The 24,174-nt window shown below is 67.9% G+C and carries 23 protein-coding genes; 15 read left to right on the plus strand and 8 right to left on the minus strand.

The window, feature by feature from the left end; genetic code table 11:
- Positions 1-54: 54 nt before the first annotated feature.
- Positions 55-900 carry an SDR family oxidoreductase gene (locus GZ67_RS0102760; protein WP_029261153.1) on the minus strand — a complete coding sequence of 282 codons (846 nt, stop codon included), beginning with the start codon at positions 898-900 and terminating at the stop codon, positions 55-57.
- 93 nt (positions 901-993) lie between these two features.
- Here GZ67_RS0102760 and GZ67_RS0102765 point away from each other — a divergent pair, with 93 nt between their 5' ends.
- The 7 genes from GZ67_RS0102765 to glmM all read left to right on the plus strand — a co-directional run bounded on the left by GZ67_RS0102765 (position 994) and on the right by glmM (position 7,123).
- Positions 994-1,359, plus strand: a complete 366-nt coding sequence (locus tag GZ67_RS0102765; RefSeq protein ID WP_029261154.1) for a winged helix-turn-helix transcriptional regulator — start codon at positions 994-996, stop codon at positions 1,357-1,359.
- Positions 1,360-1,457: 98 nt separating this feature from the next.
- Positions 1,458-2,999, plus strand: a complete 1,542-nt coding sequence (locus tag GZ67_RS0102770; protein WP_029261155.1) for an APC family permease — start codon at positions 1,458-1,460, stop codon at positions 2,997-2,999.
- A gap of 42 nt (positions 3,000-3,041) precedes the next feature.
- On the plus strand, positions 3,042-3,926 hold the full coding sequence (gene truA, locus GZ67_RS0102775; RefSeq protein ID WP_051662294.1) for a tRNA pseudouridine(38-40) synthase TruA: 885 nt from the start codon (positions 3,042-3,044) through the stop codon (positions 3,924-3,926).
- 12 nt (positions 3,927-3,938) lie between these two features.
- On the plus strand, positions 3,939-4,607 hold the full coding sequence (locus GZ67_RS0102780) for an endonuclease/exonuclease/phosphatase family protein (protein WP_029261157.1): 669 nt from the start codon (positions 3,939-3,941) through the stop codon (positions 4,605-4,607).
- A gap of 183 nt (positions 4,608-4,790) precedes the next feature.
- Positions 4,791-5,237, plus strand: a complete 447-nt coding sequence (rplM, locus tag GZ67_RS0102785) for a 50S ribosomal protein L13 (RefSeq protein WP_029261158.1) — start codon at positions 4,791-4,793, stop codon at positions 5,235-5,237.
- Between the two features lie 27 nt (positions 5,238-5,264).
- A complete protein-coding gene (gene rpsI, locus GZ67_RS0102790; RefSeq protein ID WP_028502255.1) occupies positions 5,265-5,750 on the plus strand; it encodes a 30S ribosomal protein S9 in 486 nt (161 codons plus the stop codon).
- A 14-nt stretch (positions 5,751-5,764) separates the two neighbouring features.
- Positions 5,765-7,123: a phosphoglucosamine mutase gene (gene glmM / locus GZ67_RS0102795; protein ID WP_029261159.1), complete on the plus strand. Its 1,359-nt coding sequence runs from the start codon at positions 5,765-5,767 to the stop codon at positions 7,121-7,123.
- Positions 7,124-7,207: 84 nt separating this feature from the next.
- On the opposite strand, the gene GZ67_RS0102800 is transcribed toward glmM, so the two are convergent.
- Positions 7,208-8,656 (minus strand): hypothetical protein, encoded by a 1,449-nt coding sequence (locus GZ67_RS0102800; protein ID WP_029261160.1) that lies wholly within the window; start codon positions 8,654-8,656, stop codon positions 7,208-7,210.
- On the minus strand, positions 8,653-9,438 hold the full coding sequence (locus GZ67_RS0102805) for a glycosyltransferase family 2 protein (RefSeq protein WP_029261161.1): 786 nt from the start codon (positions 9,436-9,438) through the stop codon (positions 8,653-8,655). The genes GZ67_RS0102800 and GZ67_RS0102805 overlap by 4 nt, the downstream gene beginning before the upstream one ends.
- Positions 9,439-9,492: 54 nt before the next feature.
- On the opposite strand from GZ67_RS0102805, the gene GZ67_RS19540 reads away from it, so the two are divergent.
- On the plus strand, positions 9,493-9,936 hold the full coding sequence (locus tag GZ67_RS19540) for a GtrA family protein (protein WP_051662295.1): 444 nt from the start codon (positions 9,493-9,495) through the stop codon (positions 9,934-9,936).
- Between the two features lie 24 nt (positions 9,937-9,960).
- Here the strand turns inward: GZ67_RS19540 and GZ67_RS0102815 are convergent, their stop codons facing one another.
- Together GZ67_RS0102815 and GZ67_RS0102820 are read right to left on the minus strand one after the other, a co-directional pair.
- Positions 9,961-11,418 (minus strand): polysaccharide biosynthesis tyrosine autokinase, encoded by a 1,458-nt coding sequence (locus tag GZ67_RS0102815; protein ID WP_029261163.1) that lies wholly within the window; start codon positions 11,416-11,418, stop codon positions 9,961-9,963.
- 112 nt (positions 11,419-11,530) lie between these two features.
- Positions 11,531-12,883, minus strand: a complete 1,353-nt coding sequence (locus GZ67_RS0102820) for a polysaccharide biosynthesis tyrosine autokinase (RefSeq protein ID WP_051662296.1) — start codon at positions 12,881-12,883, stop codon at positions 11,531-11,533.
- Positions 12,884-12,953: 70 nt separating this feature from the next.
- Between GZ67_RS0102820 and GZ67_RS0102825 the strand changes: the two genes are divergently transcribed.
- From GZ67_RS0102825 to GZ67_RS20010, 7 genes are all read left to right on the plus strand, one after another.
- The gene (locus GZ67_RS0102825; RefSeq protein WP_029261165.1) at positions 12,954-14,162 is read left to right on the plus strand and encodes a hypothetical protein; all 1,209 of its coding nucleotides are present in this window, start codon (positions 12,954-12,956) and stop codon (positions 14,160-14,162) included.
- Positions 14,163-14,291: 129 nt separating this feature from the next.
- A complete protein-coding gene (locus tag GZ67_RS0102830) occupies positions 14,292-16,106 on the plus strand; it encodes a polysaccharide biosynthesis protein (protein ID WP_231481676.1) in 1,815 nt (604 codons plus the stop codon).
- Positions 16,103-17,233: a DegT/DnrJ/EryC1/StrS family aminotransferase gene (locus GZ67_RS0102835; protein ID WP_029261167.1), complete on the plus strand. Its 1,131-nt coding sequence runs from the start codon at positions 16,103-16,105 to the stop codon at positions 17,231-17,233. The genes GZ67_RS0102830 and GZ67_RS0102835 overlap by 4 nt, the downstream gene beginning before the upstream one ends.
- Before the next feature lie 8 nt (positions 17,234-17,241).
- Entirely contained in the window at positions 17,242-17,850 is a 609-nt protein-coding gene (locus tag GZ67_RS0102840; RefSeq protein WP_269319683.1) for a sugar transferase, read from the plus strand.
- A complete protein-coding gene (locus GZ67_RS0102845; RefSeq protein ID WP_029261169.1) occupies positions 17,843-18,487 on the plus strand; it encodes an acetyltransferase in 645 nt (214 codons plus the stop codon). The genes GZ67_RS0102840 and GZ67_RS0102845 overlap by 8 nt, the downstream gene beginning before the upstream one ends.
- A 20-nt stretch (positions 18,488-18,507) precedes the next feature.
- Positions 18,508-19,632, plus strand: coding sequence for a glycosyltransferase (locus GZ67_RS0102850; RefSeq protein ID WP_029261170.1), 1,125 nt, complete (start codon positions 18,508-18,510; stop codon positions 19,630-19,632).
- Positions 19,633-19,904: 272 nt separating this feature from the next.
- Positions 19,905-20,744: a glycosyltransferase gene (locus tag GZ67_RS20010; protein ID WP_168380829.1), complete on the plus strand. Its 840-nt coding sequence runs from the start codon at positions 19,905-19,907 to the stop codon at positions 20,742-20,744.
- Here the strand turns inward: GZ67_RS20010 and GZ67_RS0102860 are convergent.
- The 3 genes from GZ67_RS0102860 to GZ67_RS19550 are packed head-to-tail and all read right to left on the minus strand — an operon-like array spanning position 20,741 to position 24,131.
- Positions 20,741-22,039 carry a lipopolysaccharide biosynthesis protein gene (locus tag GZ67_RS0102860; protein WP_029261172.1) on the minus strand — a complete coding sequence of 433 codons (1,299 nt, stop codon included), beginning with the start codon at positions 22,037-22,039 and terminating at the stop codon, positions 20,741-20,743. The two genes, GZ67_RS20010 and GZ67_RS0102860, sit on opposite strands and share 4 nt — an antisense overlap.
- Positions 22,039-23,103 (minus strand): polysaccharide pyruvyl transferase family protein, encoded by a 1,065-nt coding sequence (locus tag GZ67_RS0102865; protein ID WP_029261173.1) that lies wholly within the window; start codon positions 23,101-23,103, stop codon positions 22,039-22,041. Before GZ67_RS0102865 ends, GZ67_RS0102860 begins: the two co-directional genes overlap by 1 nt.
- Positions 23,100-24,131, minus strand: coding sequence for a glycosyltransferase family 2 protein (locus GZ67_RS19550; RefSeq protein ID WP_081859855.1), 1,032 nt, complete (start codon positions 24,129-24,131; stop codon positions 23,100-23,102). Before GZ67_RS19550 ends, GZ67_RS0102865 begins: the two co-directional genes overlap by 4 nt.
- Positions 24,132-24,174 lie beyond the last annotated feature (43 nt).

The following is a 24,174-nucleotide window of genomic DNA, read 5'->3' on the forward strand; positions in this document are numbered from 1 at the left end:
CACGGGGGATGCCGCCCTCGGAGAAGAGCGGCATCCCTCGGAACCCGGTGGCGATCAGGCGATTGCGCGCAGACCCTCGATGAGCGGGGTGGAGGGGCGTCCGATCAGCCGCGCGAGCGTCCCATCGGTCTCGGCCAGGGCGCCACCGCGGATCCCGGCGTCGAGCGCGGCGACGAATCCGGCCGTTCCCTCATCGAGACCGGCTTCGCGCAGAGCCGCGAGCTGTTCGTCGAGCGAGACCGGGACGAATGCGACCTCGCGTCCCGTGATCTCGGAGAAGGCCGAGGCCAGATCGCTGTAGGTCCACGCGACGTCGCCGCCGAGCTCGTAGACCTCGCCGACGTGCCCGTCTTCGAGCGCGACGACCGCCGCCGCCTCTGCGAAGTCCTGGCGGCTGGCCGAGGCGACCCGTCCGTCACCGGTGCCCGAGGTGAGCACGCCGGTCTCGGCGGCGCGGGCGAGGTCGGCGGCGTAGTTCTCGGTGTACCAGTTGTTGCGGAGGATCACGGCAGGGAGTCCCGCGGCGGCGATCAGCTCTTCCGTCGCCTTGTGCTCGGGCGCGAGGACCAGGTCGCTGGTGGTCGCCTTCGGTGCGCTGGTGTAGATGAACTTGGAGACCCCGGCGGCCTTCGCGGCGTCGATGACCGCCTGGTGCTGGGCCACCCGCTGTCCGACCTCCGATCCGGACACGAGCACGACGGTGTCGACGCCCTCGACGGCCGCGGCCACCGAGGCGGGGTCGGTGTAGTCCAGGCGCACGACGCGCACGCCGAGGTCGGCGGCCTTCGCGGTGTCGCGGGCTCCGGCGACGATCGACTGCGGGTCGGCGCCGCGCTCGAGGAGGCTGGCGATGATGAGGCGTCCGAGGTTGCCGGTCGCGCCGGTGACGAGGATGGTCATGAGGGTCCTTTCGTAAGTGACACCCTCGACAACCTCGCGACGGGTCGCGCGCATTCCGATCTGCGGGTACCCACTTTGAAGTAAGGTACCCACATGACGGTTAGTTTCGCGCAGATAAAGGAATCCACGCCGTTCGTCTTCGATCAGAACTGCGGCACGCGGGTCGTCCTCGACCACATCATGAGCAAGTGGGGTGTGCTCGTGCTCTCCTGCCTGTCCGACGGCACGCACCGCTGGGGTGCACTGCGTCGCGAGGTCGACGGCATCAGCGAGAAGATGCTCGCCTCGACGCTGCGCACGCTCGCCGAGGACGGGCTCGTGCATCGGGAGTCGCTCCCGACGGTGCCGCCGCACGTGGAGTACAGCCTCACTCCGCTCGGCCGCGATCTGATGGAGCGGATGCTGCCGCTGATGGAATGGGTTGCCGACCACGCCGACGGGATGCTCGAAAGGGGTTGAATCTGCGGATTCCGTTGCCAGGATGCGCCGTTGGCCGCGGATTCGGTCGGTGAAAGAAACCGTTGACGCGATAACCGCGGTGGCCCTACTGTTCTGACATGGCAGCAACGACGCCCATTCATCTGGAACGACCCGACGGCAAGGGTCTGGCTGCGGGAACCCTGGGACTCTGGGGGTCGACCGTCATCGGTCTCGCCTCGACGGCCCCGGTCTACTCGCTCGTCGCGACGCTCGGCTTCGTGGTGCTCGCCGTCGGTGCGCAGGCGCCGATCGCCTTCATCATCGCCTTCGTCCCGATGCTCCTGATCGCCTTCGCGTATCGAGAGCTCAACAACGCGGTGCCCGACTGCGGCACGACGTTCACCTGGGGGACCAAGGCATTCGGTCCGTGGGTGGGCTGGATGGGCGGCTGGGGTGTCGCCGTCGCCGGTATGGTCGTGCTCGCCAATCTCGCCCAGATCGCCTCGGTCTACTTCTGGTCACTGATCGGACAGGACCTCGAGAACAACGACTGGCGCGTGGTCGTCGTCGCCGTGCTCTTCATCGCCGCGATGACCTGGGTCAGCTGGCGTGGAGTCGAGATCGGCGAGCGCATCCAGAACATCCTGCTGGGCATCCAGTACCTGGCGCTCGCGATCTTCGTGGTGACCGCGCTGTGGCAGTTCTTCGCCGGCACCGCCCCGAACCCCACGCCCTTCTCCTGGGAGTGGATGAACCCCTTCGCCTTCACGGACTGGTCGGGTTTCACCGAGGCCATCCTGCTCGCCCTCTTCATCTACTGGGGCTGGGACACCTGCCTCGCCCTGAACGAGGAGACCAAGGACCCGAAGCGCATCCCGGGCCGTGCCGCATTGCTGACCACCGTCATCCTGCTGGTCACCTACGTCGCCGTGACCATCGCCGCCATGATGTACGCCGGTCTGGGGGAGAGCGGCACGGGCCTCGGCAACGAGGCGAACGCCGACGACTTCTTCCTCGCGATCAAGGACGGACTGCTGGGCCCGTTCGGCTGGGTGCTCGTCGTCTCGGTGATCATCTCGGCGATCTCGTCGACGCAGACCACCATCCTGCCCACCGCCCGCGGCACGCTCGCGATGGGCGTGTACCGCGCCCTGCCGGCGAAGTTCAAGGACGTGCACCCCACCTACAAGACGCCGTCGTTCTCGACGATCGTCATGGGCGTGGTCGCCTCGGCGTACTACATCGGCATGACGCTGATCAGCGACAACATCCTGCAGGACTCGATCCTCTCGCTCGGGCTCGCGATCGCGTTCTACTACGCCATCACGGGTTTCGCGTGCGTCTGGTACTTCCGCAAGGATCTGACGTCGTCGCCGCGGGACTTCTTCTTCAAGGGACTCTTCCCGCTGCTGGGCGGACTCATGCTCACCTGGGCGTTCATCCAGTCCGCCATCGACATGTGGGACGTCGACTACGGCTACACCGTCCTGTTCGGCATCGGCGGCACCTTCGTGATCGGCGTCGGCTCGCTGGCGTTCGGTCTGGTGCTGATGTTCGTCTGGTACCTGTTCCCGCGGTCGAAGCGGTTCTTCCGCGGCGAGAGCCTGAACCGCGAGACGCAGGTGATGGTGCCGGACGAGCCCAGCGTCACGATCCGTTCCATCGACGGCGGCATCTGAGGTCGCCCGGGCACGTCCGCGGACGTGTCCTAGGCTTGCTCCGTGCGCATCCGGCTCGACATCGCCTACGACGGCACCCACTTCCGCGGGTGGGCGAAGCAGCCGACGCTCCGCACCGTGCAGGGGACTCTCGAGGCGGCCCTCGCGCGGATCGTCGGTTCCGACGTCCAGTTCGTCGTCGCGGGCCGCACCGACGCGGGAGTGCACGCCAGCGGTCAGGTCGCGCACGTCGACCTCGACGAGAAGCAGTGGTCGCGCATCGAGGCCAGGCAGGGGCGGGCCCCGCTGGCTCCCGCAGAGACCATCGCCGGGCGCATGCGCGGGGTGCTCGGTGCCTACTCCGACGTCACCGTCATGAAGACGTCGATCGCTCCCGAGGGGTTCGACGCCCGGTTCTCGGCGGTGTGGCGGCGTTACCGCTACCGTCTCGCCGATGCGCAGGCCGGATTCGATCCACTGCGCCGGCACGATACGACGAACATCCGCGGGAATCTCGACGAACAGGCGATGGATGCCGCGGCCCGCAGCCTCATCGGCCTGCACGACTTCGCTTCGTACTGCAAGCCACGCGAAGAGGCGACGACGATCCGCACGCTGCTCGACTACCGCTGGGTACGTGATGCCGAAGGTGTCCTCGTCGCCGAGGTCAAGGCCGACGCGTTCTGCCACAGCATGGTGCGCGCACTCGTCGGCGCGTGCGCGGCGGTGGGGGAGGGACGCCTCGACGTCGAGGATGTCGTGGTGCTGCGCGACGCCCTGACGCGCACGAGCGAGTTCAAGGTCCTGGCGGCGCGCGGCCTGATCCTCACCGAGGTCGGCTACCCCGCCGACGAGCTGCTCGCGACGCGCGCGGAGCAGACGCGGGCTCGACGTGACGGTACGAGCCGCGTTCGTGATCCGGAGCCCGACCACAGCCTGGGCGAGTAGCGTGGAACGGTCATGAAGGTCATCTCCTACAACCTCCAGAAGCATCGCGCGGCCGGTGAACTCGCCGCCATCGTCGGCGAGCACGACCCCGACATCCTGTGTCTGCAGGAGTGCGACGTTCCGGAGCTGCCCGCAGAGATCGGCGACCTGGTCCTCGCGGACGCGACGCAGGGCAACCGCCTCGGGCTCGCGCTTTTCTACCGCTCGAGCACCTACCATCTGCAGTCGATCCGCACCCTCGGGTTGAAGAAGTCGCTGCACGACCGGATCGCGAAACCCGCTCACGAGCGTGTGCTCGGCGCTCGGCTGCGTGACATCGACGACGCCCAGGATTTCATCGTCGCCTCGTTCCATGCCGCACCGCTCACCGCACTGAACTCGTTGCGTCGGCACCAGATCCGCGCGGCGCTCACCGAGCTCGCGACTCTCGGGGAGGGGCTGCCGCAGCTGATGGTCGGCGACTACAACTACCCGATCTTCAAGGAGAACCTCGGTCAGGCCGTGCGCGACCACGGTTATGCCCTCTCGCTCAGCGACGACCACACCTACACGCGCTACCGGGTGTTCCGCGGGCACTACGACTTCGCGACCTCGGCCGGTTTCGAGATCGAGCGCATCACGACGCTGCCCCAGGGGTCGAGCGACCACCGCCCGATCCTGGTCACGGTAAAACCCGACTGAGTCGGCGGTTTGGGCATCCGCGCCCGGTGGCGTATGATTTCCCTTTGGTGCCTTTCCCGTTCGCGGGAAGTGGGCATCGTCCGAACGTGAGCCCTCCACTGGCGTGTTCCTCCCTGTCGGGAAGAACCACCCCGGAGTGGGATTCACGAACTTCTCCGTTCGACACAAGAAAGCAGCACTATCGTGACGCGCACTTACACCCCCAAGGCTGGCGAAGTCCAGCGCGATTGGGTCGTCATCGACGCCACCGACGTCGTTCTCGGCCGTCTGGCTTCGCACGCCGCTACGCTCCTGCGTGGCAAGCACAAGCCGACCTTCGCCAACCACATCGACTCGGGTGACTTCGTCATCATCGTGAACGCCGACAAGGTCGCGCTCACCGGTCAGAAGCTCCAGAAGAAGCTGGCCTACCGCCACTCGGGTTACCCGGGCGGCCTGAAGTCGGTCACCTACGCCGAGCTCCTCGAGAAGAACCCGGTTCGCGCTGTGGAGAAGGCCATCCGTGGCATGCTCCCCAAGAACAGCCTCGGCCGCCAGCAGCTGACCAAGCTCAAGGTGTACGTCGGTGCCGAGCACCCGCACGCCGCGCAGCAGCCGCAGACGTACACCCTCGACCAGGTCGCCCAGTAAGCGCCGTAAAGACTTAAGGACATACTCGTGGCTGACATCCAGGACACCACCGAAACCCCCCAGAACTTCTCGACGTCGACTCCGGAGACCGACGTGGTCGAGGCGGCTCCCCGCCCCGTCCTCAGCGTCCCGGGTGCCGCTGTCGGCCGTCGCAAGCAGGCCATCGCCCGCGTGCGCATCGTCCCCGGCTCGGGCACGATCACGGTCAACGGCCGCACGATCGAGGACTACTTCCCGAACAAGCTGCACCAGCAGCTGATCAACGACCCGTTCACGGTGCTGAACCTCACCGGTGCATACGACGTCATCGCGCGCATCTCCGGTGGTGGCCCCTCGGGCCAGGCCGGTGCGCTCCGCCTCGGCATCGCCCGTTCGCTGAACGGCATCGACGAGGAGAACAACCGTCCGACCCTCAAGAAGGCCGGCTTCCTCTCGCGTGACGCTCGCGTCAAGGAGCGCAAGAAGGCCGGACTCAAGAAGGCCCGTAAGGCGCCTCAGTACTCGAAGCGTTAAGGTCCACTGCTCCGATGCCGATCTTTGGCACGGACGGCGTGCGAGGACTTGCCAATGGCATCCTCACCGCCGACCTGGCGCTCACCCTGGCCCAGGCGACTGCTGTCGTCCTGGGCCAGGGCCGTACTGCGGAGGCTCGCAAAGCCGAAGGCAAGCGACTCACCGCAGTGGTCGCCCGCGACCCCCGGGTCTCCGGACACTTCCTGACGTCGGCCGTCTCGGCCGGGCTCGCCTCCTCGGGGGTCGACGTCCTCGAGGCCGGTGTCATCCCGACCCCGGCGCTGGCGTTCCTCGTCGCCGACCGTGACGCCGACTTCGGTGTCATGATCTCGGCCTCGCACAACGCCGCTCCCGACAACGGGATCAAGATCTTCGCCCGCGGGGGCCGCAAGCTCCCCGATGAGGTCGAGCAGCGCATCGAAGAGGCCATGCACGGCGAGATGCTGCGCCCGACGGGTGCCGGCGTCGGTCGTGTCGACCGCTTCTCCGACGCGGAGGACCGCTACGTCGTGCACCTCCTCGGCTCGCTGCCGAATCGTCTCGAGGGCATCCACGTGGTGCTCGACTGCGCCCACGGCGCGGCATCCGGGGTCTCGCCCGAGACGTTCCGCGATGCGGGCGCCGAGGTGACGGTCATCGGGGCAGACCCCGACGGCTGGAACATCAACGACGGAGTCGGCTCCACCCACCTCGACAACCTCGCCGAGGCTGTCGTGCGTCTGGGCGCCGACATCGGCATCGCCCACGACGGCGACGCCGACCGCTGCCTCGCAGTGGACGCCGAGGGCAATCACATCGACGGCGACCAGATCATGGCCATCCTCGCGGTGTCGATGAAGGAGCGCGGACGTCTCACCGACGACACGCTCGTCGCTACCGTCATGAGCAACCTCGGCCTGCATGTCGCGATGCGCGAGCACGGCATCACGGTGCGTCAGACCGCCGTCGGCGACCGCTACGTGCTCGAAGACATGAACGAGGGCGGATACGCGCTCGGCGGCGAGCAGTCCGGTCACGTGATCATGAGCGAGTACGCCACCACCGGCGACGGCATCCTCACGGGCCTCCACCTGGTGGCGGAGATGGCGCGGCAGAAGAAGTCGATTGCGGAGCTCGCATCGATCATGACCGTGTACCCGCAGGTGCTCATCAATGTGCGCGACGTCGACAAGGATCGCGTCGCAGACGACGAGGTCGTGCAGCAGGCTGTGCGCGACATCGAGGGTGAGCTGGGTGATTCCGGCCGGGTGCTGCTGCGCAAGTCCGGCACCGAGCCCCTGGTGCGGGTGATGGTCGAAGCCGCCGATGCGGAGTCGGTGCACGCCTACGCCGGACGTCTGGCGGAGGTCGTGCAGGAGCGCCTCTCGCTCTGACGCTCGCAGAACCTCGGAACCGGCCGGTCGCTGATCTCAGCGGTCGGCCGGTTCTCTGTCTGCGGGGGAGCCGAGGGGCGGCGGTCAGGGTGCCGCGCAGATGCGGTACTGGCCGGCGTCGACGAGCGTCTCGGTCGTGCACGGCTGCGTGGTCAGCCGTGGCACGTCAGCCATGGCGGGGGCGTCGAAGAGCCCAACGTGCGCACCCGTCAGCACGATGGGCGCGACCGCGTACCCCCAGGGCTCGGCTGCCAGCCATTCAACGTCGTTCGCCTCGACCCAGGCCGTGAGCGGCACGAGGGCCGTGCGCTGGCTCTCCAGCGTGGTGCGGGGCTCGTACGTCGACACGACATGACTCACGCCGCCGCCGGCGATGATGGAGGCCAGCGCGGAGGCGGCGACGATGCCGATGGCACGAATGCCCTTGCGGCGCGGCAGGGCCGTCACGGCCCACAGCGCGGCCGCGGCGATGACGGGGAAGAACGCCAGGATGCCGGGTGCGGGGTGCCGCACCCACAGCGGCAGGCGGGACGCGGTGGCCCACCAGCCGACGAAGGCGAGCGCGCCGACGATGGCCGCCAAGGTGTACGCGATCACGATCCGGTCGGCCGCGCTCGCGTCACGCCAACGCCGCACGACGCCGGTGACCGCGAGACCGAGGGCGATGACCGCTCCGATCACGGCGAGGAACCCGGGCAGCGACCACGAGTCCGCCAGCGTGCCGAGCTTCTGCAGCACCGTGGTCGCGGCGTCGCCCTGCCCGCCCGTGCGGAGGAAGTGGGCGAAGTCGCGCACGTGCTGCCAATAACCGGAGAACCCCAGCGACAGCAGCGCGCCCAGCTCGAGGAGCAGCGTCGGCACGGTGGCCAGCAGGAGGGGCAGCCACGACCGCCGGAGCGTGTCGCGCACCCGGGCCCAGCCGGTGCCGTCGGAGAGCACCCACAGGGCGATGGCGAAGGCGGGCAGCGCGAGGGCGGCGATGAGCTTCGCCTGGGTCGCGAGGCCGACGAGCAGCCCGGCGAGCCAGGCGCGGCGGGGAAGCAGTGTGAGGGCCCAGACGAGGAGCGCGGCCGCGGGGATCTCGCCCAGCAGATCGGCGGGGCCCTGGATGGGGGAGAAGCCGGCATCCGCAGTGAACGCCAGGGGCACGGCCACGGCGAGCAGAGCGGCCCAGCGTCCGCCGATGCGTCGCCCGATCACGGCGAGGCCGGCGAGGAGCGCCACCCAGAAGGCCAAGGGGACGAGACGTGCGGCCAGCACCGGGTCCATCCCGGTCGCGAGGAGCGCGGCGACGGGCAGGAGCACGACGGGCCCGGTCGAGATACGCGGGTCGAACGGCGTGATGGTCGAGCCGGAGAGCGCGCCGTCGCTGGAGTATCCGAGTCCGTCCAGCAGATTGAGCGGGACCGTGAGGTTGAAGGCCTCGTCCTCCCAGAAGCGCCACACCACGAGGCTGTGCCAGGCCACGATGACGTGACCGATCAGCAGGGCGACGGCCGCCGCCCAGAACACGACCGTGCGTGCTCGGGTCATCGCGCGACGGTCTCCGGAAGACGGATGCCGCGCAGGGGAGCGGATGGCCGCAGAGAGAGGGTCCACGCCTCGACGAGGGCGACGCGAACGAACCGGCGCAGACGCTTCGGCGGCAGGGTGACCGAGTTCCCTCGCCCCCACATGGTGCCCGTGGTCGATTCGCCCCGACGAGGGATGCTGGCGACGCGGAGGTAGCGCACGGTGAAGCCCGCGCGCGCCTCGGCGAGCGAGAAGTGCACGTGCGGGACCGTGGCGTCGGCCGGGGTCGCGTCGACGAGCAGTCGAAGGGCGTCGGGGCGATAGGCGCGCAGCGGGGTGTTGACGTCGGGGATACGTCGTCCGGCGGCGAGGGCGATCAGCAGGCCGACGGCACCCGTGAGCACCTTGCGGTACCAGGGGTCGGTGCGGCCGTCGCGCACGCCGTGGACGACATCGGCGTCTTCGGTCGTGAGCGCGTTGATGAGCCGAACGAAGTCGCTCCCGTAGAACTGCCCGTCGCCGTCGACATGCACCAGCACGTCGGGGTCGGCGGCGAGCCCGGCACGGTAGGCCGAGAGCGCGGTCGGGCCGTGGCCGCGGTTCAGCGGCTGCACCTCGACGGTCACGTCGGAGACGGCGTCGAACACCGTGGCCGTGGTATCCGTGGAGCGATCGTCGGCGACGTGGAAGGAGACGTGGTCGGCCAGGGGGGAGACGCAGTCACGGATCTCGTCGATGAAGCCCTGGATGCCCTCGGCCTCGTTGTAGGCGGGCATGACGACGGCGAGGTGGCGAAGGGTCACGGGGTCCTTGGGGTGGCGGAGGGCGCGGGGATCAGCCAGTAGCCTAGTTGAGCCATGAACCCTCCCTCCCGCATCCGTCGCATCGCCAGCGTCGGCAGCCGTTTTCTCGTCGTGGGTGCTCTGAGCACCCTCATCGAGGTCGGCGTCTTCAACCTGCTGGTCTACGTGTGGGGATGGGATGTGGTCGCCGCGAAGATCGTCGCCTCGCTCGTCGCGCTCGTGAACGCGTACATCGGCAACCGCGAGTGGACGTTCCGTCACCGGGATCGTCGCGGACGGGTCTCCGAGGTCACGCTGTTCCTCGTGACCAACGCCGTCTGCACGGCCATCGGCGCCGTGCTCGTCTGGGTGGGTGTCGAAGCCGTCGGTGCGGTCCTCGGCCGTGAGCCGGGGGCTGTCGCCGTCAACCTCGTGAACCTGACGAGCATCGTCATCGTGGTCCTGCTGCGCTTCGTGCTCTATCACGGCATCGTCTTCCGGGTGGCGCCGACCAAGTAGCGGTGCGGCTCGGTCGCGGGCAGGTCAGGCTCGGGCGGTTGCGCGCTTCTTGGCGTTCTTCGCCTTCTTGGCCTTCTTCGCTTTCCGGCGATCCGTCGACGTCTCGCCGTCGAGGTCGTGCGTCGAACCGTAGGTGTAGGAGCCGTAGCCGTAGCTGTCGGGGCCCTTGGTCGGCAGCATCGTGACGACCACGCCGAGCATCTGCACGCCGGCGTTCTCGAGCGCGCGCAGTGCTCCGGAGAGCTCCTGCTTCTTCGTCTTGCCGGAGGCGGCGGCGAGGATCACTCCGCGGGTCTTGCTTCCCACCACGGCCGCGTCGGTCACCAGCAGCAGCGGCGGGGCATCGATCAGCACGTAGTCGAAGTAGTCGCCGAGTGACTTGAGCACCTGATCCATCGCGGCCGAGCCGAGCAGCTCGCTGGGGTTCGGCGGGACCTGCCCGCTCGGCAGGACGTACAGGTCGGACGTGCCCCACTTCTGCAGCGCATCGGCCACGTCCACGCGTCCGATGAGCACGTCGGTGAGTCCGACGCCGCCCTCGATGCCCAGGTAGTCGGCCACGCGGGGCAGTCGCAGGTCGCCGTCGACCAGGGCCACGCGGGCTCCCGTCTCGGCGAGTGCGATGGCGAGGTTGGCGGTGGTCGTCGACTTGCCTTCGCCGGGGCCGGCGCTGGAGACGACGAAGATGCGGGGGCCCGAGTCGAGGTTGAGGAACTGCAGGTTCGTGCGCAGGCTGCGGAACGATTCGGCGCGCGGGCTGCGCGGGTCGGCGTGCACGATCAGCGGGCGCTTGGTGGCATCCGGGTCGTACGCGATGCCACCGAGGACGGGGCGATCGGTGAGCGTCTCGATGTCGTGGAGCGTGTGGATGCGGTTGTCGAGCACGGTGCGCAGCATCGCGATGCCGAGGCCGAGAGCCAGGCCGATGATGCCGCCGAGCACGATCAGCAGGCGCACGTTGGGGCTCGTCGGCGTGGAGGAGGCGATGGCGGGCTCGGTCACGGTGATGCGCACCGGGCTGACGGCATCTTCGGTTGCGGGCTGCTCGAGCGTCTTCTGCACCGCATCCTGGAAGCTCACTGCGACGGCATTGGCGATGGCCGCGGCCTGCTCGGGGTCTCCGTCGGTCACGCTGACGTCGATCAGGACCGTGTTGAGCGGCGTGGTCGCGGTGACGCGGCTGCTGAGGCCCGAGACCGAGTCGTCGAGGCCGAGCTCGTCGATCACGGGTTCGAGCACGAGCGCCGTGCCGACGACGTCGACGTAGCTCGTGACCATCTGTCGTGCGAAGGTCGTGCCCTGCACGAGGTCACCGGTGGCTGCGCCTTCGGTGCGGACCGAGACGTACAGCTGCGTCGATGCGACGTACTTCGGCTGCTGCAGTGCGGCATAGCCGGCACCGCCCGCGAGGCCGAGGACCATCAGGACGAGGATCAGGATCCAGTTTCTGTGCAGCACACGCACATAGTCGCGAAGTTCCACGCGGCAGATTCCCCCTGATGCAATGCGACCGCTGCCGATCAAGGCGGGCCGTGAAAACGGTATCCCGGTATTCTTCCACAGCGACGGTGGGACGACCGGCCGCTGCGTGTGGTCAGTTCGTCGTGGTCTGCGCGGAGGCGCTGTAGGTCGTGCTCGCGGACGCGGTGACCGGTGCCTTCGTCAACACGGTTCCGAGCACTCGGGCTCCAACCGACTCGATGCTCTTGGCCGCGTCGGTGAGCCGGTTGGCCTGCGACGATCCGGCGGCGGCGATCAGGAGGGCTCCGGTCGTGACGCGCGCGATCACGGCGGCGTCCGTCACGAGCAGCAGCGGTGGCGCGTCGATGATGACGACGTCGAAGGCCTCGGTGAGCGTCTCGATCAGACTCTCCATCGCGGAAGAGCCGAGCAGCTCGGCCGGGTTCGGCGGAACAGTGCCGGCCGGGAGGACGAACAGGGCGCTGCGGCCCCAGCGCTGGATGACGTCGTTGAGCTGCACGCGTCCGGCCAGCACATCGCTGAGTCCGATCCCACCCTCGATGCCGAAGTACTCGGCCACGCGGGGGAGGCGGAGGTCGCCGTCGAGCAGGGCCACGCGCTGCCCGGCATCGGCGAAGGCGAGTGCCAGGTTCGCCGCGGTGGTCGACTTGCCCTCGCCGGGGCCGGAGCTGGTCACGACGAACACGCCCTGGTTGCCGGAGAAGAAGAAGCGCACGTTGGTGCGGAGGCTGCGGTAGGCCTCGGCGCGGAGGCCGTGCGGTGCGGTGCTCATGGCGAGGGGGTGCTCGCCCGTGTCCGGGTCGAGCGGGATCTGCCCGAGGACGGGAACCGGCACGGCGGCCTCGACGTCGGCGGCGACGCGCACCCGGCGGTCGAGCGTCGCACGTAGGAGAGCGACGCCGACGCCGACCGCGAGCCCGAGCAGCGAGCCGACGATGAGAGAGAGGGGGAGGTTGGGCGCGACGGGATTCGTGGGCACCTGAGCGGGTTCGAGCGTGACGATGCGGATGCTGAACGCCGCGGCCTGGTCGCGCTTCTCGAGCGTGCCGGTGACGACGGTGGCGAAGCTCTCGGCGACGGCGTTCGCGATGCGCGCGGCCTGCCCCGGGTTGCGGTTGTCGACCGTGATCGTGATGATCGCGCTGTTGAGGGGTGCGGAGGCGCTGATGCCCGTGGGGGCTGCGGTGAGGCCGAGGTCTTCGGTGACGGGATCGAGCACGAGCGAGCTCGTGATGAGCGAGCGGTAGGTCTCGACGGCCTGCTTCGCGTACCCGGTGGCGAGCGAGCGCTCGGCGGGTGTGGCGGTGTCGGAGACCTGCGCGGCCACCATGACCTCGGTCGAAGCCTGGTAGCGGAGAGGGGTGAGCATCGCGACCAGCGCACCGGTGGAGAGACCGATCAGAACACTCGCGACGATCACGACGATCTGTCGGCGGAACACCCGAAGGTAGTCATGGATGTCCAAAGCTCTCCAGCGTGGTCGAGTGCGATCGGCGGTATCGTCTTCCGAGACTACCGATTCCTATGAAGGCGATATGACGCACCTCGACGATCTCTTCCCCGACGGGCCCCGCGCCGGCGACGCAGGCAGTGTGGTGCTGGACGACCACCACACTGCGCGCCGCTTGCGGGAGATGATCGGCGAGCCGCGGCAGAGCCGGGCATCGGCGACGTCCGATGCGGATGCTCGTGCGCTCTCCGACATGGTTCAGGCCGCCGCCCGTACCGCCGTTCCCGTCGGTGCAGGTTCCGAGGAGTCCTCTCGTGCGAAGAAGCGGCCGAGGCGCTCGGTCGACGCCGTGACGCTCTCGGCAGCCTCTCTCGCCGTCGTGGCCCTGGTCGTCGCCGGCACCGTCGGCGGTATCCAGATGGCGACGGCCAGCCCGGCCGCGAGCGCCGTGGAGTCGTTGGAGGCCGATGAGGCCGCCCTTCTGAATGCTCACCAGTCCTTGAAGACGGCTCAGGACCGGCTCATCGCCGACATCGATGCGCAGACGGCGGAGGTCGCCCCGCTCCGGAGCGCGCTCACCGGGACGAGCACCGCCCCGGATCCGGCCGGCGAACCCGACGATGCGCCGATCGCCGTGACCGACGCCACCGCGCTCGCCACGGCACTCGCAGCCGTCGATGCGTATGCCTCGGGGTTGGCGGCGATCACGGTTCCGGAGCTTCCGACGGCGTACGTACGTGCCGACATCGACGAGGATTCGCTCGTGGAGGTCGGCGGCGCGATCGACGGCGTGCAGGAGCGTCTGGTCGCGATGGACGACGCGACCGCCGAGGCCCGGGCTGTCCGCGAGAAGTTCGATGCGCTTCGGCCGACCGCCGACGTGGCGGTGGATGCGTACGCGGCATCTTTCGTGCCCGCAGCCCAGGCCGCGCTCGGCCGCTACCCGGATGCCGAGGAGTCGCTGCGTGCGGCTGTGACCGATGCGGCGGCGCGCGTCGCTGCCGCGGATCTGTGGACGGTGGAGGGACGTTCGGCGCTGGCGGCCTACCGGGATGCATTCGTCGCTTTGGCTGCGGACCAGCTGCGGTTCGAGATCGAGCGCGACCAGCGCGACGACATGAACCAGTGGCAGCCGCAGCAGCAACAGCAGCAGCAGGGCGACGGGACTCAGAATCCGCCCACGGAGGGAAGCACCGACCCGGGAACCGGCGTCACTCCGCCGGTCACGAACCCCGGTGGCGGCGAGACTGACCCCGGCGGGGAGACACCGCCGGACGGCGAGGGAACGCCATAACGCTCAGACCTGGTCATTCGCTGTGAGAACATATCTCCAGGGGAGTGAATAAGTCTGAGGGGGCTCCACATCGTGATTCCGGATGGGTCTGTCGACGTGTCTACCGGCAATATTCCAATATTGTCCGAGGTGTCGGTGAAGCAGCGGCGACGCCGCATGCTGGCCGCGGCGGTCGATGGGCTCGCCTGGACTTTCGGCGTCGTGCTGGCGATCGCGCTCCGCTTCGAGTTCATGATGGACGCGCAGGGGTGGATCTCGACCATCGTGCTTGCGCTCGCCGCCGGCATCATCCAGATGGCGGTCGGATTCGCGACAGCCCTCTACCGCGGGCGCTTCACCTACGGCTCGTTCGACGAGGTCCGTGCGGTGGCGCTGATCGTCGTGGTCGAGGCGGTGCTCCTGTCGCTGATCGTCATCCCGATCGGGCCGCTCGTCGGCATCCCGCGCGGCACGCTGCTGCTCGCCTTCCCGTTCGTGCTGCTGCTGATGTTCGGCGTGCGGTACGTGGCTCGTCTCGCGATCGAGCGTGCACGCAAGCCAGGTGCTGACGCCGAGGCGGCCCTGATCATCGGTGCCGGGTTCCTCGGCGACAAACTGCTCGCGAACGTCACGACCGACCCGTCGTCTCCCATCCGGCCCGTCGGGCTGCTGGATGACGACCCGGCCAAGCGCAAGCTCCGCCTGCGGGGCGTTCCGGTGCTCGGCACCACACGCGACATCGCGTCGGCCGCCCGGAGCACCGGAGCAAAGCTCGCGGTCATCGCCATCCCCAGTGCAGACAGCACCCTGCTGCGAAGCCTGAGCGACCGTGCCGAGAGCGCCGGTCTGCGGGTCGCGGTCACCCCGACTCTGGCGACGCTCGCGTCGGGGGAGCAGTCCGTCACCGACGTGCGCGACATCAGCATCGAGGATCTGATCGGACGCCACCCCGTCGACACGAACGTCGAGCTGATCGCCGGGTACATCACCGGTCGACGCGTGCTCGTGACCGGTGCCGGTGGCTCCATTGGTTCGGAGCTGTGCCGACAGTTGGCCAAGTACGGGCCGAGCGAGCTGATCATGATCGACCGCGACGAGACCGGCCTTCAGGTGGCTCAGCTCGGGACGCTCGGACACGGGCTGCTCGATTCTCGCGACGTCGTCCTCGCGGACATCCGTGAAGAGCAGAATCTGCTCGACATCTTCGTCGACCGCCGCCCCGAGGTCGTGTTCCACGCCGCCGCTCTGAAGCACCTGCCGATGCTCGAGCAGTACCCCGACGAGGCGTGGAAGACGAACGTGCTGGGCACGCTCAACGTGATCAACGCCGCGCGTGCCGTGGGCGTCGACACCTTCGTCAACATCTCCACCGACAAGGCGGCCAACCCGACGAGCGTGCTAGGACACTCCAAGCGCGTCGCCGAGAAGCTCACCGCCTGGGCGGGATCAGAGACCGGGATGCGGTACCTCTCGGTGCGGTTCGGCAACGTCATCGGCAGCCGCGGCTCCATGCTGCCGACGTTCCAGCGGCTGATCGCCGAGGGGCGGCCGATCACGGTCACCCATCCCGAGGCGACGCGCTATTTCATGACGATCCCCGAGGCCTGCCAGCTGGTCGTCCAGGCGGGCGGCATCGGGCGTGCGGGCGAGGTTCTGATCCTCGACATGGGGGAGCCGGTGTCGATCCTCGAGGTCGCCAAGCGCATGATCGCGATGTCGGGCAAGAGCGTCGAGATCGTGTTCACCGGGCTCCGTCGTGGCGAGAAGCTGCACGAAGAGCTCGTCGGGTCGCGCGAGAACCTGGAACGGCCCTTCCACCCGAAGGTGTCGCACACGCGGGCCGACATCATCACGCCCGAGCGGCTCGACAAGGCGGGCTGGATGGACCGGATGTACGCGAGCCCGCGGATCAACGACACGGTGGCGATCGAGCCGATCCGTGCAGAAAAGGTGTCAGAGGCGTGAGCGAGCGGATCTACATGTCTTCGCCCGATGTCGGCGAGGCGGAGGAGCAGGCGGTCGTCGCGGCGATGCGATCCGGATGGATCGCCCCTCTCGGCCCCGACGTCGATGCCTTCGAGCGTGAGCTCGCCGAGCGCGTCGGAGTGGCTCACGCGGTGGCGTTGAGTTCGGGGACCGCAGCACTGCACCTCGCACTGCTCACGCTCGGCGTGAAGCCGGGCGACGTGGTGCTCACCTCGTCGATGACCTTCGCGGCGACGGCCAACGCCATCGTCTACACCGGTGCCGAGCCGTACTTCATCGACGCCGATCCTGCGACCGGGAACATCGATGCGGCACTGCTGCGTGAGGCTCTCGTCGAGCTGCGCGACGCCGGCGAGCACGTGTCGGCCATCGTCCCGGTCGACCTGCTCGGCAAGGCCATCGACTACACCGCGGTCCTCGCGATCGCCGACGAGTTCGGTGTGCCGGTCGTGGCGGATGCGGCGGAGTCGCTGGGCGCCACGCACGCCGGTCGTGCGGCGGGCAGCTTCGGACGCGCATCCATCGTGTCGTTCAACGGCAACAAGATCATGACGACGTCGGGTGGCGGAATGCTGCTCACCGACGACGCCGACTTCGCGCAGCACGTGCGGTACCTGGCCACCCAGGCACGGCAGCCGGTGGTGCACTACGAGCACACCGACATCGGCTACAACTACCGGATGAGCAACCTGCTCGCGGCGCTCGGCCGCGCGCAGCTCGCTCGCCTCGACGCCATGATCGCCCGCCGTCGCGAGATGCGCGAGCTCTACAAGCAGCTCTTCGCCGCGGTCGATGGAGTGGAGGTCTTCGGGGCCGAGGGAGACGAGGCGGACAACGTCTGGCTGACGTCGATCCTCATCGACTCGTCCATCACGGGCTGGGAGCCCTCCGAACTCGCCGCAGCGCTCGCCGCCGACGATATCGAGAGCCGTCCGCTCTGGAAGCCGATGCATGCTCAGCCCGTCTTCGACGGTGCGCGCAGCAAGACCAACGGGGCGTCGGAGGCGCTGTTCGCGCGTGGCCTGACCCTACCGAGCGGCTCGGCTCTGACCGATGCGCAGCGTGAGCGCGTGGTCACCGCGATCCGCGGCTTCCTGAACCGATGAGGGCGCGGGTGCGTCCGTACGACGTGGTGAAGCGAGGGCTCGACATCGTCGTGTCCGCCGTCGCGCTCGTGCTGCTCTCTCCCGTCATCGTCGCGACGGCCGTGTTGGTCGCGACCAAGCTGGGGCGGCCGGTCGTCTTCGCGCAGGAGCGGCCCGGCAAGGGCGGTCGGATCTTCACGCTCTACAAGTTCCGTTCGATGCGTTCGGTCGACGAGGCGCGCGGATGGGTGACCGATGCCGACCGGTTGACCCCGTTCGGCGTGCGGCTGCGATCGACGAGCCTGGACGAACTGCCGAGCCTCTGGAACGTGCTGAAAGGCGACATGAGCATCGTCGGTCCGCGTCCGCTGCTCGTGGAGTACCTGGATCGGTACACGCCGGAGCAGGCTCGCCGGCATGAGGTGCGACCCGGCATCACCGGGCTCGCGCAGGTGACCGGACGCAACGCGATCTCCTGGGAGAGTAAGTTCAGGCAGGACGTCCGCTACGTCGATCGACGAAGCGCCGGGCTCGACCTGCGGATCGTCCTCGCGACGATCGGATCCGTACTGAAGCGGGACGGGATCTCCGCGGAAGGACACGTGACGATGTCGAAGTTCGGAGAAGCGAATGGCTGAGCGGATCGTCGTCATCGGCGCCGGAGGCTTCGGGCGCGAGACGCTCGACGTTATCGAGGCGATCAACCGCAGCGGTGCCGCGCCGACGTGGGAGATCGTCGGCGTGGTCGACGATGCCCCCGCCGCGGTGAATCTCGAACGGCTCGGAGCGCGAGGGTACCCGCATCTGGGCGGGATCGACGCGACTCGTGACATCCTGGCGACCTCCGCGATGGCAATCGCTGTAGGTTCCCCCGCCACTCGAGCGCTTCTCGCCGCCCGGCTGATCGAGGCAGGTGCTCGCTTCGCGACCCTCGTCCACCCGTCGGCCATCGTGGGGTCACAGAGCAGGATCGGCGAAGGGTCCATCATCTGCGCAGGGGTGCAGGTCTCGACGAATGTCGGCCTTGGCCTGCGGGTCCACCTGAACCCCGGGGCCATCATCGGTCACGACGCTGTTCTCGCGGACGACGTGTCGGTCAACCCCGGCGGGGTCGTGTCGGGGGATGTCAGCGTGGGACGAGGCTCCCTCATCGGGGCCGGAGCCGTGGTCCTGCAGGGGCTGTCCGTCGGTGAGGGGGCAGTCGTGGGTGCGAGTGCGTGCGTGACGAGGGATGTCCCGCCGCGGGTCGTGGTCAAGGGAGTGCCCGCACGATGACGGGAAGACGTCTGGTATTCATGGTCACCAGCTCGGTGACCGTGACGACCTTCCTCGGGGGATACCTGCGCTTTCTGCGGGACGCCGGGTGGGAGGTGACGCTCGTGTGCAGCGAGGGTCCAGGGGTCGTCGAACTCGCGCGCGCATCGGGCGTCCTCTACCAGCCCCTTCGAATGGAACGTGAACCATCCCCGTTGAAGGATGCCCGTGCTCTGCTGAAGGCGACGGGGCTGCTCCGACGGCTACGACCGGATGTGCTCGTCTACGCCACACCGAAGGCTGCCCTCATCGGTGCGGTGGCCGGCTGGCTCGCTCGTGTGCCCAGACGCAACTACGAGCTGTGGGGGTTGCGGTTGGAGACCTCGGCAGGGTTCTCCCGCCGGATTTTCGCCTTCCTCGAGCGGCTCACGATGCGGCTCTCCAGTCAGGTCATCGCGAACAGCGCGAGTCTTGCGCAACGAGTGTCCGCGCTGGGGCTGAACGGGGGCCGGGACGTTGTCGTTCTCGGAGCGGGGTCCTCGCACGGGGTAGATGCCAGGCGGTATTCCGAGGACGCGGAAATGCCTGATCTGGATCCGGGCGTGAAAGCGCTGCTGCAGCGCTCGTCCGCTCCGATCGTCGGATTCGTGGGTCGTCTCCACCCGGACAAGGGTGTGGACACGCTCATGGAGGCGCTCCGAATCTGTGCACAGCGGTCGATCTCTGCCCAGCTTCTCGTCGTCGGCGCGCAGGAAGGCGTGAACGTCGAGACCGATATCGACGGGCCCGTCGACATCCCGGTCCATGCGGCCGGGTTCGTGCAGGATGTCCGGCCGCTGCTGCGCGCGATGGATATCCTCGTGCTCCCGAGCCGACGGGAGGGCTTCCCGAATGTGGTTCTGGAAGCCGGGGCGATGAAGGTGCCCGCCATCGTCTCCGATGCCACCGGGTGCGTGGATGCCGTGATCGACGGAGTGACCGGCCTCGTCGCACCGGTCGGCGACGCGCAGGCGCTCGCCGTTGCCCTGGAGACCCTCCTCACGGATGCGGATCGCCGCGAATCGCTGGGCGCTGCAGCGCGAGCGTGGGGCGAGGAAGCCTTCGTCCCGGCCGTCGTCTGGCGGCAGCATTCGGATTGCTGGGCCGGCGAAGGAGGCGTTCGGTGATCATCGAGGTCATTCGGGGGCTGAACATGGGCGGTGCAGAGACGCTTCTGTTCACGAGGTTGCGTCACGCGGTCGAGCACCGTCCACCAGGGTTCGAACGAACCGTGGTGGTCAACACGTTGCGGCAGAATGACCATTTCGCTTCTCGGCTGCGCGACCTCGGTGTCGAGGTGGTGGAACTGTCTTCGTCGAATCCCGTGCGAGGGATGAAGGAGCTGTCCTCGGTCATCGCGGCGCAAGACTCCGTGAGCACGGTCGTGTTTCATTCGCCGGTGACCACTTACCTCGAGAAGACGCGACGAGCGTCGAGGCGGTCGGGTTCGGACGTCCGCCTGATCGACGTCGTGCACAGCACCCGCTATCGCGCGCCGTATCGGTTGATGGGCGCGATGCTCGATCGGTTCAGCGATCTCGCCATCGCTGTAGGGAACGACGTCGCGGAGGCATCTACGGCTCGGCACTACCGAGCTGTCAGCACTGTGCTCGCTGGCGTGGATCGAGTACGCATGCGAGCCTGGATCCAGGCGTCCCCCGATGCGCCCTCGCAGATGCGGAGTCAGCTCGGTGTTCCTTACGGGCATCGGCTGGTCGTCGCGGTGGGGAGTCTGATTCCACTCAAGGGGCACCGACATGCGATCGAGGCGCTGAAGGCCCCCGAACTCGCGGAAGTCTCTCTCGCGCTGGTCGGAGCCGGCGCCGAACGGTCGTCACTTCAGGACTTCGCTGGCGAGATGGGTGTCTCATCGCGCGTGCACTTCGTCGGACGCGTGGACGATGCGTGGCGTTGGACCGCGATCGCCGACGCACTGGTGCATCCGAGCTACTTCGAGGGCCTCCCGGTCGCCGTCATGGAGGCTGCGGCGTTGGGGACACCGATCGTCGCCACGGATGTCGGCGGCCTTCGTCAGATCGTCGACGGTCCCTCGGCTGGACGACTGGTCGAGGCGCCTGATTCAAAACTGATCAGCGCGGCTCTGAGCGAGGTCTTGGGAACTGCGGATCGAACGGCGCAGGCTTTCGCTGGAAGGGCGACAGGGGAGTCGTTCTGGTCGATCGATCGATTCGCGACCGACTTCTATCGAGCGCTGGGCTCGGCCGGCAACCGGCCCTAGTTCGCTCCGGCTGTACTGAGTGGCGCCGAGGCTCGGCGAACAGTCCACCACGCGCATGCCCAAGTGATGACGTCCGCGAGCGCGAGCGCGGAGAACAGCAGCGTGAGGCTCACTAGCAGGGACAGCCCCGCGGCCACGGCGATGACCATGGCGAGTGCAAGCAGGGCGACGCGGACGAGCTCGACGATTGAGAGGATGCGTGCGCGTTCCAGGATGCGGAAGACAGCGCGGGTCGGATTCGTCACCATGCGCGTCGCCGAGACCACCGCCATCGCCTGCGCGACCGCCGCGGCCGCGGTCCAGTCCGCGCCGAGGAACAACGGCAGCAGCGGTTGCGCCAGCAGAAGAAGTCCGAGCGCGACGCCGATCGCGGGGATGCAGAGCCAGGCCGACGTCCGAAGGAAAATCCGTTCCTTGTGCGGAGAGTCCGACCGAAGCGCGTGCGACAGCTCACCGCTGAACACGGATCCCGCCGCCAGACCGATGAGGGCGAGCGGGACCGCGACGATGCGCTCGGCCATACCGACATAGCCGCCAGCTGTCGCACCGAACGCGAAGAGGGCGAACAACGCCGGCGCCTGCTGGGAGAGAAGGGTGATGCTCGTCATCGGCGCGAAGACCACAGGGAATCGCCAGAAGCGTCGTACGGAGCTCCTCACCTCGTGGAGGCGCACCCGACGCTGGTAACGCTTCGCGAACGGCAGCAGCAGCAGGGCGCCTGCGGACGTGCCGATGACCGCGCCACCGACGAGCCCGTTGAAAGACGTCGTCTTCGACGTTCCGATGAAGGCCAACTGCGTGGCGGTGATGGTCAACGACTGCGCGGAATTCCTGCCCCCGATGCTGGAGTAACGACCGCTCCGGACCGCCAGCTGGCTGAACAGCAGTGCGACTCCCGTCACGAAGAGAAGGAGAGGCAGCGACCAAGTGAGGAACGGGCGGAGCGCTCCGGGAAAGGACTCGACGAGGGGCGTCCATGCGATGACGCCGGCCAGGACCAACGCGGCGCCCAGGAGCGTCGACAATGCCGTCCAGACGAGCGGTGCCACGTCACGGTCAGCGGGTGGCTGGATGACGGCCTGATCGAACCCCAGCAGTGCGAACGGCGCGATAGCACCGGCGAGAACCAGGGCGAACGTGAGCACACCGAACTGGTCCGGCGTATAGAAGCGCGACAGCACAGGCAGGGCGAAGAACGTGACGATCTGACCCACGACCGTGCCCAGGACGATCGTGCTGAAACCACGTCCGGCGCCCTGCCGGACCCGCTTCTCGCCGTCGCGGGCAGCCGACATCAGGAAACGGCTCCGCCTTGGATGGCCCGCTGAAGACTCCCGAAATCGAAACGGACGGAACGATACGACGCCGCGGCTTCAGGCCGGGTGACCTCGTCGATGGCTTCACGCATCGTGTGCTGGTCGACTTTGCGGATGAGCGTGATGTACGCGCAGCGGTCCGCGATCCAGTCGCGGTAGGTGCCGGTGATCTTATGGTTGGTGTTCGGAAGAACCACGCACGGTGTGCCTGTCACGGCGGCGAAGATCATGCCGTGCAGACGATCCGTGACGACGAGTGCGGACCTGCGGTAGGTCTCCATGGTTTCCAGAGGCAGCCGGTCGAAAGCCGTCTGGTCGACTTCATCATCCGGGATGCCGTGATCCCGGTCCGTGATATCACCGAAGCGGGCTACCGCCTCGCGGATGACAGCGTGGTCTGCGTCGGAGAGCGCACGCTCGACGTCCTTGCGCAGCGCGAGGAGGGCACCTGCGCGGTCGAGCGGGTCCCGATCCTGATAGTCCTCGGTCAGAGACAGCACGACATCCGGCGCGAAGCCCACCTGTCCCGGGTAGAACGCCCGCATGATCTCGTAGCTCTCGCTTTCGCGGGCGAAGAGTGTGAGCCTGTCGGAGCTCGCGCTGAGGGCGCGCGCCTCTCGCTGAGCGGATTTCTCCCGCTCCGGACGATCCATGTAGATGATCGACTGAGGGAAGGACACGAGCCGATGAGGCCGTAGGTAGCGGGCGACGAACTCCCGGCCGAGCTGCGCTCTCGGGTACAGGTCACCCATGCTGCCGCCGCCGACGAGGAGGACGACATCGTCTGGTCCGAGCTGACGCTTGAGCGAACGCAGTACTCTGTATGTTCGCGAGATTCGGATGCTCTGCACGTTGTAGCCGGGATCCAGCTTCGACGTGAAGTGTTCCTGCGCGTAGCCGATGGCGAGGTCACCGATGTTCCCGTAGTCGGGGACCAGCATGATGACGGCATTCGGACGGTCGGTGCTGAGAGCGATCTTCTCGCGGGACGTCCACGTGTGGAACAACTGGTATGCGCGGGCCGCCAGCGTCTTGACCTTCATCGTTCTTCTTTCTTCGTCAGGCGGGTTGCGATCGTGTGACGTCGGGCGTAAAGCCACACCCGCAGGGCTCCGAGGAGCTGGACGGCACGAGGGCCCAGATACGCGGCAAGCGCGAAGAGCCGGCTGCTCGTGTTGCTCTCCTTGTCGAAGAGCACTTCGCGGCGGAACGCGCGCAGCGGCGCGAGCGCCGGGGCGGGGAGGGTCTTCAGGTTCTGGCGCACCGAGATCTCGGACAGATAGAAGACGCTCTCCATGAACTGGCGCGCATGGGCCGCCCGCTGCACCCTGGGGGGCAGCTCGGACACCGCTTCGGCGGCCTCCGCTGCGAAGGTGAAGGTGTCGAGACGTCGAGCCGTGTGACGCAGGGCGGTGATGCTCGTCGCCCGCTGGATGTAGAAATAGCTCGCGTACGTGGTGAAGGCGATGCGCTCGGATCGGAGGAAGAGGCGGTACGTCGTCGGAAGATCCTCATAGAGCGCGCCGACCGGGTATCGGATGCCATCGAAGAGGGCCGCGCGATAGAGCTTGCCCCAAGCGCTGTTGGTCGTGCCGTCGAAGCGGAAGAGCCGGACGAGCGCATCATCGCGAGACTCGTACGTGGTCGGCGAGGGGGCAGGCCGACCATGCTGCGGGTACACCTCCCGGGGCTCCGTCGACTGGAAGCGCGCGATCGCGATGTCGACTCCCGGGTGGGCGAATTCCGCGACCAGCTTCTCGATGTGGTCGACGGCGACGACGTCATCGCCATCGATGCAGATGATGTAGTCGCCGGTAGCGACATCCAGCCCCGAGTTTCGCGCAGCCGACAGACCGCCATTGCTCTGATGGATCACGTGGACCCGGCTGTCAGCAGCCGCGTAGGCGTCGCACAGCAGCCCGGAGTCATCCGTCGACCCGTCGTCGATGAGGATGACTTCGAGCTCAGCGTGCGTCTGGGCGAGTATCGAATCGACGCACGGAGCGAGGTACGACGAGACGTTGTAGACCGGCACGATCACGCTGACGCAGGAAGGGCTCGGGGGGGCCATCGTGACGTCCTTCGTGTCTGGGCGCTTAGACGGGACGACCCCG

Origin of the sequence: Microbacterium sp. Cr-K20 (genome assembly GCF_000708325.1) — a bacterium.
Lineage (GTDB): Bacteria > Actinomycetota > Actinomycetes > Actinomycetales > Microbacteriaceae > Microbacterium.